This window comes from Microcella sp. (assembly GCF_051860105.1).
GTDB lineage: Bacteria > Actinomycetota > Actinomycetes > Actinomycetales > Microbacteriaceae > Microcella.
In genome coordinates, this window is sequence record NZ_JBHYEO010000001.1 from 25,797 (window position 1) to 42,259 (window position 16,463).

Here is a 16,463-nt window from a genome sequence, read left to right on the forward strand (position 1 = left end):
GGGCGGAGGGCTAGGCGCCGAGGCCGCTGACGGCCTTGCCGATGAGCAGCACGCCGACGAGCAGCAGGATGGCTCCGACGAGCGCGGAGTTGTGGCGCACCATCCAGTCGCGCAAGCGATCGAGCGATGCGCTGATGCGCTCGAGCGCGACGAGCGAGATGATGACCGGCACGAGCAGCGGGCTCGCCGCGATGAGCACGACCGCGCCGAGCGCGATCGCCGCTTCGCCGCTCGAGACGCCGGTGGCTTCGAGGCTCACGCCGAGGCCGATGCTCAGCAGGAGGTTCTTGGGCTTCAGGCCGCCGAAGAAGGCGCCCAGCACGAACGCCGAGGGGGTCGTGATGCTCTCGACCTTGGCGATCCAGCCCGGCAGCTCGAGCTCGTCGCCCGGCTCGGGACGCTTGCGCCACTGCCGCACCGCGAGCACGATCGCGACGATGCCGAGCGCGAGGAGAAGGAACGGGGCCGAGAGCGAGCTGTCGTCGTCGCCGTGGGGCAGCACCGAGGCGAGGAGGAAGCCGACGGTGGAGACAGCCGCGACGGCGACGGCGAAACCGAGGAGGAAGGCGATGCTCGCCGCGCGGGGGCGGCTCGACAGCAGCATGAGCACGACCGAGGCGATCGCGAGCGGGCTCAGGGCGATCGCGACCGCGAGGGGGAGGGTCTCGCCGATGGCGTCGAGCATGGCATCTCTCCGGTCGGGTCGGGTCGGTGGGCGCAGGCGTGCGCGTGTGCCCAGTGAACACCACGGCGACCCCCGGTGCCAGTGGCTAGGCTGACCGGCATGGGTGCATGGGGATCAGGGCCGTTCGAGAACGATGACGCGCTCGACGCGGTCGACGCGCTGGTCGACGGCAGCTTCGCGCTCGACGACCTGCGCGCGGCGCTGCAGAGCGACTACCTCGAGGCACCGGAGGGTTCGGTGGCTCTCGCCCTCGCCGAGGTGGCCCTCGCGACTCTCGGCCGCATCGACCCGCCCGCCGAGCTCGACGAGGTCGACATCCGGCTGCTCGCCACGCAGCTCGACGACGCCGCCTACGAGCTCATCCTGCGCGCGGCCGAGCGGGCCGTGCAGGCCGACGGCTCAGAGCTCTATGAGCTGTGGGAGGACGCCGGCGATGATGAGCTCGTCGAGTGGCGCACCGCGGCCGTGACCTCGGTCGAGGCGCTGCGCGCGGCGATCGCCGAGTGAATTGGCCCGGGGCGTCCGTCGCGCCGATGCGCACAGCCAGCGCGGAATCGTGACTGGCAGGATGCTCCCATGACGCTTCCTCTCACCCTCGGGTACAAGGCCTCCGCCGAGCAGTTCGACCCTCGCGAGCTCGTCGAGATCGCCGTCGCCGCTGAGGCGCACGGCATGGAGTCGGTCGCGGTGAGCGACCACTTCCAGCCGTGGCGCCACACCGGCGGTCATGCCCCCTTCTCGCTCACGTGGATGGCCGCCGTCGGCGAGCGCACATCGAGCATCCGCATCGGCACCTCGGTCATGACGCCCACCTTCCGCTACAACCCGGCCGTGCTCGCGCAGGCCTTCGCGAGCATGGGGGTCATGTATCCGGGACGCATCTTCCTCGGTGTCGGCACCGGCGAGGCGCTCAACGAGGTCGCCACGGGTTTCGCGGGCGCGGGCGAGCAGGTGTGGCCCGAGTTCAAGGAGCGCTTCGCGCGCCTGCGCGAGAGCGTCGATCTCATGCGCCAGCTGTGGAGCGAAGACCGCGTGAACTTCCGCGGCGAGTACTACTCGACGCACGATGCGTCTATCTACGACCGCCCGGAACAACCGATCCCCGTCTACATCGCTGCGGGCGGACCGTTCGTGGCGCGCTATGCGGGCCGTGCCGGCGATGGCTTCATCTGCACGTCGGGCAAGGGCGTCGAGCTCTACACGGAGGAGCTCATCCCTGCCGTCAAGGAGGGCGCGGAGAAGGTCGGCCGCGAGTTCGAGCAGATCGATCGCATGATCGAGATCAAGCTCTCGTACGAGACCGACCTCGACACCGCGCTCGACAACACCCGCTTCTGGTCGCCGCTCTCGCTCAGCAAAGAGCAGAAGCACGACATCACCGATCCGATCGAGATGGAGCAGGCGGCTGATGCTCTGCCGATCGAGCAGATCGCCAAGCGCTGGATCGTGGGCACCGACCCCGATGCGGTCGTCGCCGAGATCGCGAAGTACGTGGAGTACGGCATGAACCACCTCGTCTTCCACGCGCCGGGGCACGACCAACGGCGGTTCCTCGAACTGTTCGAGCGCGATCTCGCCCCCCGTTTGCGGGGGCTCGCGTAACACGAGCGGAACACGGGCATAATCCGGCCGGAACGCGCCGGGCCTAGCGTCAGAACCCTCGACAACACGGGGGTGACGGCCGATGGCCGAGACGCAGCACGAGACCGCGGCCGCGCCCGCCGTCGCGCGCGATGCCGCGCCGCCGACAGCCCTCCCGGGCTGGACGGGCGCGGCGATGGCCGTGCACGCGGTGCGCCGCATGCCGACCGCGATGATCGTCTCGCTGCAGCCCGACGGATTCGAGCCGATGCTCGTCGACATGCGCGCCTACGTCTACCGATGGAGCGAGCCGCTCGATCGGTTCCCTCCCGCTCCGTCGACGGTGCGCATCGGCACGCAGGCGATCCGGGATGCGGAACCCGCCTTCGCGGGCGACGACTTCGTCGAGCACCCTCCTGCCTTCGCCGGAGCACCGCTCGAGCCCCTGCTCTGGCTCATCGGCACGCACGCCTTCGACGGGGGAAGGGCCTCGTGGTTGCGGTCGGGAGATCGGTACCGCCTCTACCGCTGGCCCGACATCGGTCTGCTGCCCATGAGTGACGAGCAACGCCGCATCGTGAAGGCGAGCGCCGCGGGGTTCATGGTCGTCGAGAAGCTCGCCGAGCGCGCGAAGGTCGAGGTCGAGGTCGAGGCCGCGCAGCGCGTTGTCAACGCGCTCAGCCTCATGGGGCTCCTGCGCCGGCACGCCGCCGCGAATGCGGCCCCCGACGCTCCTCCGCCTCCGCCCGCCGGGGTCATCCCCGGCGATTGAGCGGCACCGCTGGTACTCTGGAAGACGGTCTCGGCCCGCACAACGGCTGCCGAGACGTACCAGGGGGTCTCACACTCATGCCCAAGCATCGCCGCACCATCGCTCGCCCCGCCTTCCGGCGGCACACGTGGTCGACCGTCCGCACGGTATTCGCCTCGATCGTGGCAGGGCTGGTAGTCATGGCGACCCTGGGTTTCTCGACGCCGACGCAGAGCGACATCGTCGCGGCCTATGTCGACCAGAACGCCCAAGCGCTGGTCGCCGTGCCCGCGCCCGAGGCCGCGCCCGTGATCGATCGCGGCGAGTTCGGCGCGACGCCCGGCTACGAGACGTTGATCCAGAGCGGCACGAACTACGACTGGGCGAAGCTCGTGCTGCTCATGGGCGAGTTTCCGATCACCGACAGCAACGTGACGGTCGTCACGCGCTGGATGCGGCAGGAGAACTTCGTCGACACCTGGTGGAACCGCAACAACCCGCTCAACAACGGGTGGGGTTCGGGTGGCGGCGGAGGCACCGGTCGCTACGTCGATCTGGTGGATGCCGCGGCCAACGCCGCCGAAGCGCTCACCACGCTCGGCCGCTACAGCGAGATCGTCGAGACGCTCCGCGCCTCTGCCCCCACCGAGCAGGTCGAGCGGGCGATCTGGTTCTCGGGCTGGGCGACGGGAATGTACAACCAGGGCAAGCACTGGGCGTACAACCCCGTGCCCGTCGTGACGGCACCGCCGAGCGCCTGGGGTCGGTAGGCCCCAGACGCCCGGCTCGATGCGATCGTCGGTGTGATCATCAGCGCGGCGGAAGCATGAGCATCGCGCTGCGCTGCATCTGCCGCTCACGCAGCTCGGTCGCCCGCGCCGAGTGCACGCGGTGCGAACGCTCATCGCGGGCGTCGAGCACGCGCTGTCGCCGGCTCCACGCCACGAGCGCCACGCCGAGGCGCAGGGCGAGGCGATCGATGAGGCCGACGCGCCGTGCGGGGGCACGGTTCGTCACCGTCGGACTCGGGGGGTGCTGCTGCTGACGGCCCGGGAGGGCCGTAGTGGTGGTGGTGTTCATCGGAAGGGTGTCCTCACTGCGTCGGGCGCACGGTCGTGCGGCCCAGGCCGGAAGCTCCGCTCGTGGCGGAGCAGGGGAGGGCGACGCGCACGCGGGGTGCGCATGCCGCCCGAGGGCTCTGCGCAGCGCAACCTCGATCAGGTGCAGCCGTCAGAGCCGTGGCGGATTCGAGAGGGCTCGAATCGGGCTTCGAGAGCGTCGCCACCGGCAGAGAGCGGGCGGCAGAGAAGCTGCTGCCCGATCAGGCGGTGAGGACGCCGACGAAGCCGGCGGTGGTGGGGAGCATCCCCTGGGTGAATCGGATCAACACGCTCGGCCTCCTTTCGTCTTATGGCGCTCGAAGAACCTATACGGGCGGCGGCCCTCGACGCAAGCACGAATCCCGGGCGTGTCGCAGAGTTCATCGATTGGCTACTGTGTGGCCATGACCCCTGCAGCTGTGCCTGATCTCGGGCCGCGCCGCCCGCGCGGGGTGACGGTCATCGGCGTCGTGGCCTACATCGGCGGCATCGTCGACATCGTCGGCGGCTCGATGCTGCTCGTGCTCGCCACCGGTGCGGCGCTTCTCGCGAGCCCTCTGCCCGGCGGTCTCGTGACGGCGATCACGGTGATCATCGCGGGCATCGTCGTCGTCGCGGTCGCCGATGGCCTCATGCGAGGTTCTCGGCTCGCCCGCTGGATCGTGACCGTCGTGCGCTCCGTCTCGATCGTCACGCAGGTCATCGCCCTCACCGCCGGAGGCGTGGCGCTGCTCGTCGGCATCGTCAGCGTGCTGATCTCGGTGATCGTGCTGAGCTGGCTCTGGACCCCTCGGGCGAACGCCTACTTCAGTGCATCCGGTAAAATACCCCCAGGGGTATAGCGTAGAATGGTCCTCCTCGAGTGGGAAGGGTCACCATGTGCCAGCAGATCACGTGCCGGAAGTGCGGCAAAGCCACCTGGACCGGATGCGGTCAGCACGTCAATCAGGTGATGCGGGGCATCCCGCAACGCGATCGCTGCCAGGGCCACGAGAACGAACCGGGGTTCTTCTCGCGGCTCTTCTCGCGCGCGTAGGCCGCCCGGCTCAGGTCATCGAGAGGGCGTAGTGGGCGCCCAGCCCGGTGCGCGGCGGCGGGCTGCCCTCGCGCAGCCGGGCGAGGCCCTCGATGACGAGATCGACCATGAGGGCGTACTCCTCGTCGTGGTCGTGGTGCTCGCGAATCGTGCGGCTGATGCCGGGGTACTCGTCGACGAGCGCGCCGTCGGAGAGCGCCTGCACGCGATCGCCGAGGGCGACCGCAGTGGGCCGGCGAGCCTGCTGCGCCGTGAATCCCATGATCGTGCCGTCGACGATGTGCAGGCCGTGGTGCGCGAGCTGCGGCGTGAAGCCCGCGTCGAGCAGCGCCGTGGTCACCGCTTCGGCGTAGCGCAGGCGGCCGTCGCCGACGCGCGGGCGCAGGGTGATGAGCTCGACCGACCAGGGCCGGGCGAGCATCGCCGTGTGCGCCCGGTGCATGATCGCTCCGATGCGCGCCCGCCAGTCGGCGGTCGTGAGCGTGTCGTCGTCGATCCAGCTGCGCACGATCGCGTCGACCATGGCGTCGAGCAGCGCGTCCTTGCTCGGCACGTGGCGGTACAGCGACATCGCCTCCACCCCCAACTCGGTGCCGAGACGCCGCATGCTGAGCGACTCGAGGCCGTGGGCGTCGGCGAGGGAGAGCGCGGCCTGCAGCACGCGGTCGTGGGTGAGGGCATCCCGGGGCGGCGTCATGCGTCCTCCTTGACAGGGTGCGCGATCCGTGAGTAGTTTACGCCGTAAGCATACAGTGTAAGCATCCCGCTGCAACCTCGAAGGAGCCCGCCATGAAGTCGATCGTCGCCACCGAGTACGGCGGGCCCGAGGTGCTGCGCACCGTGGATGCTCCCCCTCCGGCGCCGTCGGAGGGCCAGGTGCTCGTGCGCGTCGCCGCGAGCTCGATCAACCCGCTCGACTGGCACGAGCTGCGCGGCACGCCCTATGTGGTGCGGATCATGCGGGGCCTGCGCGCCCCCAAGCCGAGCGGCCACGCCATGGGGTCGGACGTCGCGGGTGTCGTCGAGTCGGTGGGCCCGGGCGTCACGCGGTTCGCCGTGGGCGACGCGGTGCTCGGCTTCGGCCTCGGCGCGTGGAGCGAGCTCATGGTGGTCAGCGAGGCAGGCCTCGTGCACAAGCCCGCGAGCCTGCCGATGACCGATGCCGGCGGGGTGGGTGTCGCGGCGACCACGGCCCTGCAGGGTCTGCGGCGCGGTGGGCTCGTCGCCCCGCTCACGTGGGGCCCCGGCGACGTCGAGCCGATGCGGCCTCGCGTGCTCATCATCGGCGCCTCCGGGGGTGTCGGATCCTTCGCGGTGCAGATCGCCAAACTGCTGGGCGCGCACGTGACAGCGGTGACGAGCACGCGCAATCTCGCGCTCGTCGCACGCCTCGGTGCCGACGACGTCATCGACTACACGACCACCGAGGTCACACGAGAGCTGCCGCGATTCGACCTCGTGTTCGAGCTCGCCGGCAATCGTCGGGTGCGCGATCTCGCGCGCATCCTGACCCCGACCGGAGCACTCGTGTCGTGCGGGGCGCCGCGCGGCCAGTGGCTCGGCCCGCTCGTCGGCCCCGCCGCGCTCGCCGTGCGCTCGCGCTTCTCGCGCCGCACGTACGCGTCGTTCCTCGCGAAGCGCGACACCGCCGACCTGCAGCAGCTCGCGGACTGGCTCGGCACGGCAGCATTGCGGGTGGTCATCGATGAGGTCTACCCCGTCGAGCGCATCGCTGACGCGGTCGCTCACGCCGAGGCCGGCCACGTCCGCGGCAAGGTCGTCGTGGATCTCTGACAACACCGTGTCAAGGAGTGGCCGCGGTGCTCGCACTCGTGCACACTCGGGTGATGGCAGCGAAGAATCCCGAACTGAGCACCGTGCTCCGACAACGCGTTCGCGCTTCGCCCGCCGATGTGTTCGCTGACTGGACGGTGCCTGAGCGGCTCGACTGGTATCTGAACCCCGAGAACCGGTCGCGGGCGACCGTGCCGATCACCGTCGATCTGCGGTTCGGCGGCGCGTGGTGCGTTCCGATGATCATCGACAGCACCACCGCGTACATCACGGGTGGCGTGTACCGCGAGATCTAGCCGAACAACCTCGTGCGCTTCGCATGGGGGGCTCGGCCCGGCTGGCCCGATCCCGACGACGGTTTCGAGGGCGTCCTCGTGCTCCGAGACGCGGGGGCGGAGACTGACCTGGAGTTCGAGCTGTCATGGGCGGCGAAAGCGGGCGCAGACGTCGACGTGTGGCCCCAGTGCATCGCCGGGTGGGGCACCACGATCGACCGCCTGGTCGATCGATACGCGAAGGAAGAAGACGCTCATGTCGTTCCAGGCATATCTTGACGCGGTCGAGGCGAAGACCGGCAAGACCCCGCGGATTCTCGTCGACGAAGCGATCGCGCGCGGGTACGACGATCCCGCTGTCAAGGCCGGGGTCATCGTGCAGTGGCTCGCCGACGACTACGGCCTGGGCCGCGGGCACGCGATGGCTATCGTGCACGTCATCCATAACGGACCGGCCATCGACGCCAAGCACGTCGGATCGACAGGCGCCCACCGTGACGCGAGCGAGACCCTCTGGCTCGACGGCGTCGCGACGAAGCCGCAGTAGCGCGCGGGTCGGGGGCCGCGCCTACGCTGGCGGCATGGTCGCGAACTCCGAGAAGCCCGTCATGCTCTTCGAGCGCGTCGAGCTGTGGGAGAAGTGGCTCGAGGCGCATCCCGATCACCCGGGCGTGCGGCTCAAGATGCGCAAGAAGCGCTCGACCGCGCCCGGCATCACTTACGACGAGGCGCTCGAATCGGCCCTGTGCTTCGGCTGGATCGACGGGCAGATCTACGGCTTCGACGACGACTACTCGTTGCAGGTCTTCACGTCGCGCCGCCCGCGCTCGGTGTGGTCGCAGCGCAACGTCGGCATCGTCGAGCGCCTGACGGAGGCGGGCCGCATGCGCCCGCCGGGCCTCGAGCAGGTCGCCCGCGCGAAGGCCGACGGCCGATGGGACGCCGCCTACCGGCAGAAGGGCATGGTCGTCCCCGCTGACCTGCAGGCGGCGCTCGACGCCTCGCCGGCGGCGGCGGCCACGTTCGCCGCGCTGACGGCGCAGGCGCGGTTCGGCATCGTCTTCCGCCTGGATGGGGTGGTGCGCGCCGAGACCCGCGCACGCAAGCTGGCGGGGTTCATCGACCTGCTGCAGCGAGGTGAATCGCCGATCTAGGCAGCCGGCACCGGCACGTCGATCGCGCCCGTGCGCGCCTCGCGGTCGCTGCGGTCTTTTCGCAGCGCTGTGCCGCCGATGATGAGCGCGCACGCGATGATCACGAGGTTCTTCACGATGTACTGGCCTTCGAGCGTGAGCCCCCAGGGCACGACCGTGAACGTCACGGCGGGCAGCAGCACGAGCGGCAGGAAGGTCGCGGGCATCTGCGGGATCAGCAGCAGCAGCGCCAGACGGGTGAGGGGCGGGAAGAGGAACGCGACGCCGATCGCGACCTCCCACAGGCCGATGAGCGGAATGATGATCTCGGGCGTCAGCCAGTAGATCGTCGCCGCGACGAGGTCGTAGGCGGGGCTCAGCTCGCCGATCATCTTGAGCGCACCGAACCAGATGAACACGATGCCGAGGGCGAGGCGCGCGAACTTGATGCCGAACGCATCCATCGTCCAGACGACGATCCGGTCGAACCGGTCGAGCAGGGCGGTGACGGTCGGCATGGCTCCTCTTTCGGGTCTGTTCCTCGACGCTAGGCGACCCTCCTGGGCGCAGAATGGTGGCGCGGTGTACGCCTCCTGACCGACGCGGTAGCGTGTCGCCATGGGCTCCGAGATCGCTGTTCCGACCATCAGCCTCGACCGCGACCCGGCCCTCGTCGGGCGCGAGGTCGACGAGACGCTGCGTGCTGTCGGCTTCTTCCAGGTCGTCGATCACGGGGTCGACGCCGAGACGGCCGACGCCGCGTGGAACGCGGCTCGCGCCTTCTTCGATCTGCCGCTCGCCGACAAGCTCGCGGTCGAGCGTGCACCGGGTGGGCTCTACGGCTACTTCCCGATGCGCAGCGAGTCGCTCGCGGCCTCTCGCGGCGAGGTGACGCCGGGCGATCTGAAGGAGTCGTTCAACATGGGGCCGGGCATCCGCCCCTCGCATGCCCCTGTCGACGAGATAGAGGCCGCGCTGTTCACGGCGAACGTGTGGCCTGCCGCTCTTCCTGAGCTGCAACGGGCCTGGCAGGCGTACTACGCCGAGATGAGTCGCCTGGCCGATCGGCTCATGCGCGTCTTCGCGCTCGGTCTCGACCTGCCCGCCGAGTACTTCGCGCACCATATCGACGCGAGTCCCAGCGCGCTACGCGCCATCAACTACCCCGAGCAGGCCACGCCACCCGAACCCGGGCAGCTGCGCGCGGGCGCTCACACCGACTACGGCACGCTCACGATCCTGCGGCAGGAGGCCGGGCGCGCCGGTCTCGAGGTGCACGACGCGGCGACCGATGCGTGGGTTCCGATCCCGCCCGCTGAGGGCGCGCTCGTGATCAACATCGGCGATCTCATGGCCCGTTGGACGAACGACCGCTGGACGTCGACCCTGCACCGTGTGGTGAATCCGGATGCCGCGCTCGGGTCGACGGCGGCCGCCAGTCAGCGCCGCCAGAGCATGCCGTTCTTCCACAACGCGAACTACTCGACCATCGTCGAGTGCCTGCCCTCGTGCCTCGCCGAGGGAGAGTCGCCGCGCTACGAGCCCGTCATGGCGGGCCCGCATCTGGCCGGCAAGACGACGAAGAGCGTCGCGCCCTCCGCATGACCGCCCCCGCCATCGGATTCGCCGCCGCGCTCGAGCAGCTCGACCCGCGCGAGGCGGTGCGCCTCGCGGCGCTCGCCGAGCAGCACGGCTTCAGCGGCACGCTCGCGGGCGACGCGGCCCAGCCGTTCACGCCGAGCCAGGGGCAGGCGGCGTTCGTGTGGAACGTCATGGCGGCGCTCGGCGGGCAGACGACCGGTGAGCTCGGGGTTGGAGCCCTCGCGCCCACCTTCCGGTGGCATCCCGCCCTGGTGGCACAGGCATCCGCCACGCTCGCGACCCTCTACCCCGATCGCCACTGGCTCGCCCTGGGCAGCGGTGAGGCGATCAGCGAGCACATCGTCGGCGGGTACTGGCCTGAGCCGGCAGAGCGCATCAACCGTCTGTTCGAGGCGGTAACGATCATCAAGAAGCTCTTCGCCTCGGGGGCCGCCGGTCGCGACGTGAAGCACGAGGGTCGGTGGTTCCAGCTCGAGTCGACGCGATTGTGGACGAGCCCCGAGGCGCCGCCCCCGCTGCTCATCGCGACCGCCGGCCCGGTCACCGCACGTCGCGCCGGCCAGGTTGCGGACGGCCTGCTGATCGACTCGGTGCCGTTCGACAAGCTGGGGATGCTGCTGCAGCGGTTCAGCGAGGGAGCGCGTGAGGCGGGGCGGCGGCGCGAGGCGCCCCGGCACGCGCTGCGCCTGCACCTCTCGTGGGCGCCCACCGAAGCGGAGGCGATGACGAACGCGCTCGCCGAGTGGCCGCAGGCGGGCATGCGCTTCGCGAAGAGCGACATCCGCTCGCCGTACGACCTCGAGCAGATCGCCAAGCTCGTGCGCCCCGACGACTTCGACGAGCGGATGCTCATCTCGAGCAATCCGGATGCGCACCGTGCGAACATCCAGCGCTATCTCGATCTCGGCATCGAGCGCATCCACCTGCACAACATCGGTCGCGACCAGGATGCGTTCCTCGAGGTCTTCGGTCGCGAGGTGCTGCCCCGCCTCACGCGGTGAATGTGTCGTGCGTGTCACGTGACATGAAGGTCACATTGCCTCAGGGGCGCGCCCTGCCCAGCAGAATGGTGCAGTGACCGAGTCGAGCCCCGCCGTGCAGCACCCGGCAGAACTGCGCGTCTGGGGCATCCCCGGCCTGCCCGAGATCGGGCCCGGCGATCACCTGCCACGCCTGATCGCCGACGCATGCCGGGCGGCCGGCGTCGAGCCCGGGGACATCCTCGCCGTCACGAGCAAGATCGTGAGCAAAGCCGAGGGGCGCATCGTGCAGGCGGCCGACCGCGAGCAGGCCATCACCGACGAGACGGTGCGGGTGGTCGCGACCCGCGCACGGGCCGACGGCGGCACGACGCGCATCGTCGAGAACCGCCTGGGCCTGGTCATGGCCGCCGCGGGCGTCGACGCGAGCAACACCGCCGACGGCACCGTGCTGCTGCTGCCGCTCGACCCCGATGCGAGCGCCGCGGCCATTCGTGCCGCCGTCGAGGCCTGCGTCGGGGCACCCGTCGGCGTCATCATCACCGACACCGCCGGACGGGCCTGGCGCGAGGGCCAGACCGACATGGCCATCGGGGCGAGCGGGGTGCGGCTGCTGGATGACCTGCGCGGGTCGCACGACGCTACGGGCAAGCTGCTCGAGGTCACGGCGCCCGCCGTCGGCGACGAGATCGCCGCCGCCGCCGACCTCGTCAAGGGCAAGACCAGCGGCATCCCCGTCGCCGCGGTGCGGGGCCTCGCCCGGTTGCTCGACGACGGCGCGCCGGGGGCCCGCAGCCTCGTGCGCCCGCTCGAGGACGACATGTTCGCCCAGGGCAGCACAGAGGCCTTCGACGAGGGTTTCCGTGTGGGATTCTCGGCGCACTCGCCGGAAGCCCATGACAGAGTCGAGGAATGAGCATGACGACGACGACGTCAGAAGTCGGGGCGCTGAGCGCCGAGGAGTTCGCCGAACTCGGTGCGGGCATCCGGCGGGCCATGAACAGCGTGCTCGACGGAAAGCCCGATGCGGTGGACGGCGCGCTCACGGTGCTGCTGGCCGAGGGCCACCTGCTGATCGAGGACGTTCCGGGCGTCGGGAAGACCATGCTCGCCCGCGCGCTCGCCCGCTGCATCGCCGGAACCGTGTCGCGCATCCAGTTCACGCCCGACCTGCTGCCCGCCGACATCACGGGCGTCAGCGTGTTCCGCCAGCAGCTCGGCACGTTCGAGTTCACGCCGGGCCCCGTGTTCGCCCACATCGTCATCGGCGATGAGATCAACCGGGCGAGCCCCAAGACCCAGAGTGCCCTGCTCGAGTGCATGGAGGAGCAGCAGGTCACCGTCGATGGCCGCACGCACCACCTCGAGAGCCCCTTCCTCGTCGTCGCGACGCAGAACCCCATCGAGATGGAGGGCACCTACGCGCTGCCCGAAGCCCAGCGCGACCGCTTCATGGCTCGAATCTCGATCGGGTATCCCGACGCCGAGAGCGAGGCGCTCATGGTGCGCGACCGCGAGCACGGCAGCCCCCTCGATCGGGTCGAGCCCGTCGTGGATGTCGCGGGCCTGCGCCGCATGATCGCGACCGTGCGCGAGGTCTACGTGAGCCCCGCGGTCGAGCGCTACGCCGTGGCGATCGTGCAGGCGACGCGCGACGACTCCGCGCTGCGGCTCGGCGCGAGCCCGCGCTCGACCCTGCAGCTCGTGCGCGCGAGTCGTGCGCGGGCCGCCCTCGACGGTCGCGACTTCGTGCTGCCCGACGACATCGACGCCCTCGCGACCACGGTGCTCTCGCACCGCATGGTGCTCGTGCCGCGTGCGCAGCACCCCGATGGCTCCGCAGTGCGCAGCGTCGACGAGGTCGTCGACCGCATCGTGGCGGCGACTCCCGTGCCGGTGCCGACGGCGCGCGACTAGGCGGCGCTCGTGCCCCGGCTGACGGCCCGCGGCATCGCGTTCCTCGTGGCCGCGGTGGGGTTGATCGTGCTCGCCTACGTGCTCGAGCGACCCGAGCTGCTGCCGATCGCCGCGATCGCCGCCGCCGCGCCGCTCATCGCGTTGGTCGCCGTCGCGAGCTCTCGCCCACGCGTGCGGGTCGGGCGCCAGCTCGAGCCGGTCGTCGCGACGGAGGGCGAGCCGGTGCAGGTGAGCATCACGGTGAGTGGGCGCGCCCGGGCGGCGGAGTGGGTCGAACGGGTGCCGATGGCACCCGGATACGCGGGCCCCGGGCGGCTGCGGGAAGTCACGGCGACCCGGTCGTCGAGCATCGGCTACCGGTATTGGCCCGCCCGCCGCGGCCTGCAGACGGTCGGCCCTCTGCTGATCGAGGATCGCGACCCCTTCGCCCTCGCGCTGCGCGTCACCGACACTCGCGCGGTCGTCGCCCAGCTCGTGCTGCCCGAGGTCACGCCGCTGCCTGCCGGCCCGGTGCCCGATCCCTCGACCGAGGCCGGGCCGCGCACGGCGCGCTCGCGCGAGCGTGCCGATGACGATGTCGTGACCCGCGAGTACCGCGATGGCGATGCGCTGCGTCGCGTGCACTGGCGCGTCACCGCGCGTCAGGGCGAGCTCATGGTGCGGCAGGATGAACCGCAGGCGGGGCCGCACGCCCGCCTCATCGTCGAGTCGCAGGCGCTCGGCTACCTCGATGCCCGCCCTGCCCGTGCGGGGGTCGGGCGAGCGTCGCGCACGGTGTCGAGCGAGACCTTCGAGTGGGTCGTGCGGATGGCCGCCTCAGCGGCGGTGCACCTGGCCGAGCGGGGGTACACCGTCGAGCTAGCCACCCCGACGCCGCGGGCGGACGACACGCCTGTCGCTGACGGACCGGTCGGCGACGTTCTCGGGGAGCTCGCCCTGCTCGGCCTCGGCACCCGCGCAGGGGACCTGGGTGAGCGGTCGGTGCCGGGTGCGCCGCCGGTCGTCGCGATCGCGGGCGCCCCCGACGAGCAGACGGTGCGGTGGATGCTCGCGCAGCGCTCACCGCGCGCCCCTGCCGTGCTGCTGCTCGCCGGACCGCCTGCCCCGCACGACGTCGCCGTCGACCCCGACCCGGTGCGCACGGCGTTCGAGCGGGCGGGCTGGACGGTGGCGCGTGTGTCCATCCGGCGCACGCCCGACGATGCGTGGCTCGCGCTCGTCGGCGAGCGCACAGAAGTCGCGCCCGACTGGATGCTGCCGATGGGGTCCGGTCGTGGCTGAGCGCATCCGTCCCTCGACACGCGCGCTCCCGCATCCTGCCGGTCTCGCGCTGAGCGGTGTCGCGCTGATGGCGATGGCCGCCGCCGTCACCGGCTTCAGCGCGATCCTCGATGAAGGCCAGTGGGGCCCCACCGTGCTCGTTGTGGCAACGGCCGCGATCGGCGCCGCGGTGGTCGTGCGGCTGTTCGTACGCCGGTGGGCGCCCGTCTGGGCGGCCGCGGGCGCGGCGGTGGGCGCGCTCCTCGCGCTCACGGTGCTCTTCGCCGCCGACACCGCCCTGCTCGGCATCGTGCCGTTGCCGCAGACGGCCACGCGGTTCGCCGAGCTCATCGCTGCGGGCGAGCTCTCGATCGCCGAGCAGTCGATCCCCGCTGCCGCTGATGACGGCATCCGGTTCCTCATGGCGTCCGGCATCGCGGGGCTCGCCATCATGGTCGACGGCGTGCTCGTGCATGGCCGCCGACCCGCGTTCACGGCTGTTCCGCTGCTGGCCATTCTCGCCGTGCCCATCGTGCTCGCCCCCGGCGCGCTGCCCGTGCTCTCGGTGCTCGCGACCGCGGCCGCCTACCTGCTGGCCCTCGCGCTGCACCGCCCCGCCGCGAGCGGGGGAGCCGCCGCAGCGGGCCGGGCGCTCGCCGTCGCGGCGGGGGTGCTCGTGGCCGCGCTGCTCGTTCCGCCGCTGCTGCCGCCGGTCGTCGCGGGCGCGGCGCTGCCCGGCACGGGGCTCGCCGGCCTCGTCACCGGCGTGAACCCCGTGCTCGAGCTCGGCGACGACCTGCGGCGTGACAGCCCCGTCGAGGCGCTGCGCTACACGACCGACGCCGATGGCGGCCTCTACCTGACGCTCTCGCACCTCGCCGACTTCGAGGGTCAGACCGTGCAGCCCGTCGTCGACGGTTCGTCGACGGCGATCGACCGGGTCGGGCCGCCGCCCTGGCTGGGCGACGCTGTCGCGACGAGCACCGTGAGCACGAGCATCCGGTTGCAGAACATCCGCTCGCGCTGGGTGCCGCTTCCGGCCGCACCGGTGGCGGTCTCGGGCCTGCCGGGGTCGTGGGTCGTCGACCCCGACGGCATCACGGTGAGCACCGTCGAGGGCAGCTTCCGCGGCGGGTCGTACGAGGTCGAGAGCCTCGTCGCCGAACCGACGCCGGTGCAGTTGCGCGCCGCCACGGTCGCCGCCGGAGGGCTCGACCGCTATCGGGCGCTGCCCCCCGAGCTCGAGCCGATCGTCGCCGAGACCGCGGCGGTCGTCGCGGCGGCCGCCGACGGCCCGTCGCCGTACGATCAGGCGCTCGCGCTGCAGCGCTTCTTCACGGGTGGCGACTTCATCTACTCGGAGGAGGCCCCGGTCGAGCTCGGCTACGACGGCACGGGCGCCGAGATCGTCGCGGTGTTCCTCGAAGCCCGAGCCGGCTACTGCGTGCACTACGCGGCGGCCATGACCCTGATGGCGCGCACGCTCGGAATCCCCGCCCGCATCGCGGTCGGCTTCCTGCCGGGCTCGCGCAACCCCGACGTGCCGAGCGAGTTCATCGTCAGCACCGACGACCTGCACGCGTGGCCCGAGCTGCACTTCGACGGGATCGGGTGGGTGCGCTTCGAGCCGACGCCATCGCGCGGGGCGGTGCCCGCCTACGCGAGCGATGACGTGCCCGCGCCGGGGGAGGAGCCGGTGATCGATCCGGAGACGGGGGAGCCGATCGAGCCCACGGCGGCCCCCACGACGCCGGCGGATCCTGAGGCCTCCGATGCTCCCGGCACCGATGAGGCCGTCGACCCCCTCGACCTCATCGATGGCGGGTCAGACGGCACGCTCGATGGCCCGTCGGCGGGCGGCGCGGTCGCCGGGGGCGTGGATGCCCGCCCCATCGCCGCGGCCCTGCTCGCGCTGCTCGTGCTGCTGCTGGCCGTGCCGGGAGTGTGGCGCGCGGCGCGCCGGGCCCGCCGGCGCCGGTCGCCGGATGTTCTCGACCGCTGGCGCGAGCTGCGCGACACGGCACGCGATCTCGGGCTGCCCGCTGATGAGTCGCGCACGCCGCGCGAGCTCGCCGTCGCCTGGTCGCAGACGGGCCTCCGCGCCGGGTCCGCCTCCGTCGATCCCGCCCTGCTCGCCGAGCTCGATCGCGTGCGCGCGGCGCTCGAAGCCCGCGCGTACGCGCAGCCGGGATCGCGCGTCGACGCACCCGGCATCGAGCGTCTGCTGCGCGGGCTGCGGGCCGCGGCGACCCCCGGGCGTCGCCTGCTCGCCATCGTCGCACCCGTCTCGCTGCTCGACCGCACGCCTGCCGACGAGCGGATGCTCGCCGAGCCGCTCGCGACCTAGGC

19 protein-coding genes are annotated in these 16,463 nt (G+C 71.4%); 15 read left to right on the forward strand and 4 right to left on the reverse strand.

The genetic code is table 11. The annotated features are described in order from the left end of the window. Positions 1-10: 10 nt before the first annotated feature. On the reverse strand, positions 11-685 hold the full coding sequence (locus ACTIE9_RS00160) for a GAP family protein (protein ID WP_439563548.1): 675 nt from the start codon (positions 683-685) through the stop codon (positions 11-13). Between the two features lie 99 nt (positions 686-784). Here ACTIE9_RS00160 and ACTIE9_RS00165 point away from each other — a divergent pair, with 99 nt between their 5' ends. From ACTIE9_RS00165 to ACTIE9_RS00180, 4 genes are all read left to right on the forward strand, one after another. Then, positions 785-1,192 carry a DUF4259 domain-containing protein gene (locus tag ACTIE9_RS00165; protein ID WP_439563549.1) on the forward strand — a complete coding sequence of 136 codons (408 nt, stop codon included), beginning with the start codon at positions 785-787 and terminating at the stop codon, positions 1,190-1,192. A gap of 69 nt (positions 1,193-1,261) precedes the next feature. Beyond that, positions 1,262-2,287 (forward strand): glucose-6-phosphate dehydrogenase (coenzyme-F420), encoded by a 1,026-nt coding sequence (fgd, locus tag ACTIE9_RS00170; protein ID WP_439563550.1) that lies wholly within the window; start codon positions 1,262-1,264, stop codon positions 2,285-2,287. 82 nt (positions 2,288-2,369) lie between these two features. Further along, complete coding sequence (locus ACTIE9_RS00175) at positions 2,370-3,038, forward strand: hypothetical protein (RefSeq protein WP_439563551.1); 669 nt, start codon at positions 2,370-2,372, stop codon at positions 3,036-3,038. Between the two features lie 77 nt (positions 3,039-3,115). Further along, the gene (locus ACTIE9_RS00180; protein ID WP_439563552.1) at positions 3,116-3,787 is read left to right on the forward strand and encodes a hypothetical protein; all 672 of its coding nucleotides are present in this window, start codon (positions 3,116-3,118) and stop codon (positions 3,785-3,787) included. Positions 3,788-3,827: 40 nt separating this feature from the next. On the opposite strand, the gene ACTIE9_RS00185 is transcribed toward ACTIE9_RS00180, so the two are convergent. After that, the gene (locus ACTIE9_RS00185; RefSeq protein WP_439563553.1) at positions 3,828-4,097 is read right to left on the reverse strand and encodes a hypothetical protein; all 270 of its coding nucleotides are present in this window, start codon (positions 4,095-4,097) and stop codon (positions 3,828-3,830) included. Between the two features lie 424 nt (positions 4,098-4,521). Between ACTIE9_RS00185 and ACTIE9_RS00190 the strand changes: the two genes are divergently transcribed. Then, entirely contained in the window at positions 4,522-4,959 is a 438-nt protein-coding gene (locus ACTIE9_RS00190) for a DUF7144 family membrane protein (RefSeq protein ID WP_439563554.1), read from the forward strand. 204 nt (positions 4,960-5,163) lie between these two features. Here ACTIE9_RS00190 and ACTIE9_RS00195 read toward each other — a convergent pair whose 3' ends face one another. Next, the gene (locus ACTIE9_RS00195; protein ID WP_439563555.1) at positions 5,164-5,850 is read right to left on the reverse strand and encodes a TetR/AcrR family transcriptional regulator; all 687 of its coding nucleotides are present in this window, start codon (positions 5,848-5,850) and stop codon (positions 5,164-5,166) included. 92 nt (positions 5,851-5,942) lie between these two features. On the opposite strand from ACTIE9_RS00195, the gene ACTIE9_RS00200 reads away from it, so the two are divergent. From ACTIE9_RS00200 to ACTIE9_RS00215, 4 genes are all read left to right on the forward strand, one after another. Next, positions 5,943-6,947 carry an NAD(P)-dependent alcohol dehydrogenase gene (locus ACTIE9_RS00200; protein ID WP_439563556.1) on the forward strand — a complete coding sequence of 335 codons (1,005 nt, stop codon included), beginning with the start codon at positions 5,943-5,945 and terminating at the stop codon, positions 6,945-6,947. 53 nt (positions 6,948-7,000) lie between these two features. Then, the gene (locus ACTIE9_RS00205) at positions 7,001-7,243 is read left to right on the forward strand and encodes an SRPBCC family protein (protein ID WP_439563557.1); all 243 of its coding nucleotides are present in this window, start codon (positions 7,001-7,003) and stop codon (positions 7,241-7,243) included. A gap of 235 nt (positions 7,244-7,478) precedes the next feature. Next, complete coding sequence (locus ACTIE9_RS00210) at positions 7,479-7,769, forward strand: DUF4287 domain-containing protein (protein ID WP_439563558.1); 291 nt, start codon at positions 7,479-7,481, stop codon at positions 7,767-7,769. Positions 7,770-7,803: 34 nt separating this feature from the next. Continuing rightward, a complete protein-coding gene (locus ACTIE9_RS00215) occupies positions 7,804-8,376 on the forward strand; it encodes a YdeI/OmpD-associated family protein (protein WP_439563559.1) in 573 nt (190 codons plus the stop codon). On the opposite strand, the gene ACTIE9_RS00220 is transcribed toward ACTIE9_RS00215, so the two are convergent. Beyond that, complete coding sequence (locus ACTIE9_RS00220; protein WP_439563560.1) at positions 8,373-8,873, reverse strand: hypothetical protein; 501 nt, start codon at positions 8,871-8,873, stop codon at positions 8,373-8,375. The genes ACTIE9_RS00215 and ACTIE9_RS00220 overlap by 4 nt on opposite strands. 100 nt (positions 8,874-8,973) lie before the next feature. Between ACTIE9_RS00220 and ACTIE9_RS00225 the strand changes: the two genes are divergently transcribed. The 6 genes from ACTIE9_RS00225 to ACTIE9_RS00250 all read left to right on the forward strand — a co-directional run bounded on the left by ACTIE9_RS00225 (position 8,974) and on the right by ACTIE9_RS00250 (position 16,461). Next, positions 8,974-9,960: an isopenicillin N synthase family dioxygenase gene (locus ACTIE9_RS00225; RefSeq protein WP_439563561.1), complete on the forward strand. Its 987-nt coding sequence runs from the start codon at positions 8,974-8,976 to the stop codon at positions 9,958-9,960. Further along, complete coding sequence (locus ACTIE9_RS00230) at positions 9,957-10,958, forward strand: TIGR03557 family F420-dependent LLM class oxidoreductase (RefSeq protein ID WP_439563562.1); 1,002 nt, start codon at positions 9,957-9,959, stop codon at positions 10,956-10,958. The genes ACTIE9_RS00225 and ACTIE9_RS00230 overlap by 4 nt, the downstream gene beginning before the upstream one ends. A 73-nt stretch (positions 10,959-11,031) precedes the next feature. Continuing rightward, entirely contained in the window at positions 11,032-11,853 is an 822-nt protein-coding gene (locus ACTIE9_RS00235; RefSeq protein ID WP_439563563.1) for a coenzyme F420-0:L-glutamate ligase, read from the forward strand. Beyond that, positions 11,850-12,854, forward strand: a complete 1,005-nt coding sequence (locus ACTIE9_RS00240; protein WP_439563564.1) for an AAA family ATPase — start codon at positions 11,850-11,852, stop codon at positions 12,852-12,854. The genes ACTIE9_RS00235 and ACTIE9_RS00240 overlap by 4 nt, the downstream gene beginning before the upstream one ends. 9 nt (positions 12,855-12,863) lie before the next feature. Further along, on the forward strand, positions 12,864-14,135 hold the full coding sequence (locus ACTIE9_RS00245) for a DUF58 domain-containing protein (protein ID WP_439563565.1): 1,272 nt from the start codon (positions 12,864-12,866) through the stop codon (positions 14,133-14,135). Continuing rightward, positions 14,128-16,461 (forward strand): transglutaminaseTgpA domain-containing protein, encoded by a 2,334-nt coding sequence (locus tag ACTIE9_RS00250; protein WP_439563566.1) that lies wholly within the window; start codon positions 14,128-14,130, stop codon positions 16,459-16,461. The genes ACTIE9_RS00245 and ACTIE9_RS00250 overlap by 8 nt, the downstream gene beginning before the upstream one ends. The last annotated feature ends 2 nt before the right edge of the window (positions 16,462-16,463 follow it).

Excerpts from the sequence above, each read along its gene's own strand:
- ACTIE9_RS00160 (WP_439563548.1), bottom strand. The coding sequence starts at position 685 with ATGCTCGACGCCATCGGCGAGACCCTCCCCCTCGCGGTCGCGATCGCC.
- ACTIE9_RS00215 (WP_439563559.1), top strand. The coding sequence starts at position 7,804 with ATGGTCGCGAACTCCGAGAAGCCCGTCATGCTCTTCGAGCGCGTCGAG.
- ACTIE9_RS00230 (WP_439563562.1), top strand. The coding sequence starts at position 9,957 with ATGACCGCCCCCGCCATCGGATTCGCCGCCGCGCTCGAGCAGCTCGAC.
- ACTIE9_RS00175 (WP_439563551.1), top strand. The coding sequence starts at position 2,370 with ATGGCCGAGACGCAGCACGAGACCGCGGCCGCGCCCGCCGTCGCGCGC.
- ACTIE9_RS00180 (WP_439563552.1), top strand. The coding sequence starts at position 3,116 with ATGCCCAAGCATCGCCGCACCATCGCTCGCCCCGCCTTCCGGCGGCAC.
- ACTIE9_RS00220 (WP_439563560.1), bottom strand. The coding sequence starts at position 8,873 with ATGCCGACCGTCACCGCCCTGCTCGACCGGTTCGACCGGATCGTCGTC.
- ACTIE9_RS00225 (WP_439563561.1), top strand. The coding sequence starts at position 8,974 with ATGGGCTCCGAGATCGCTGTTCCGACCATCAGCCTCGACCGCGACCCG.
- fgd (WP_439563550.1), top strand. The coding sequence starts at position 1,262 with ATGACGCTTCCTCTCACCCTCGGGTACAAGGCCTCCGCCGAGCAGTTC.
- ACTIE9_RS00200 (WP_439563556.1), top strand. The coding sequence starts at position 5,943 with ATGAAGTCGATCGTCGCCACCGAGTACGGCGGGCCCGAGGTGCTGCGC.
- ACTIE9_RS00185 (WP_439563553.1), bottom strand. The coding sequence starts at position 4,097 with ATGAACACCACCACCACTACGGCCCTCCCGGGCCGTCAGCAGCAGCAC.
- ACTIE9_RS00205 (WP_439563557.1), top strand. The coding sequence starts at position 7,001 with ATGGCAGCGAAGAATCCCGAACTGAGCACCGTGCTCCGACAACGCGTT.
- ACTIE9_RS00165 (WP_439563549.1), top strand. The coding sequence starts at position 785 with ATGGGTGCATGGGGATCAGGGCCGTTCGAGAACGATGACGCGCTCGAC.
- ACTIE9_RS00190 (WP_439563554.1), top strand. The coding sequence starts at position 4,522 with ATGACCCCTGCAGCTGTGCCTGATCTCGGGCCGCGCCGCCCGCGCGGG.
- ACTIE9_RS00240 (WP_439563564.1), top strand. The coding sequence starts at position 11,850 with ATGAGCATGACGACGACGACGTCAGAAGTCGGGGCGCTGAGCGCCGAG.
- ACTIE9_RS00195 (WP_439563555.1), bottom strand. The coding sequence starts at position 5,850 with ATGACGCCGCCCCGGGATGCCCTCACCCACGACCGCGTGCTGCAGGCC.
- ACTIE9_RS00210 (WP_439563558.1), top strand. The coding sequence starts at position 7,479 with ATGTCGTTCCAGGCATATCTTGACGCGGTCGAGGCGAAGACCGGCAAG.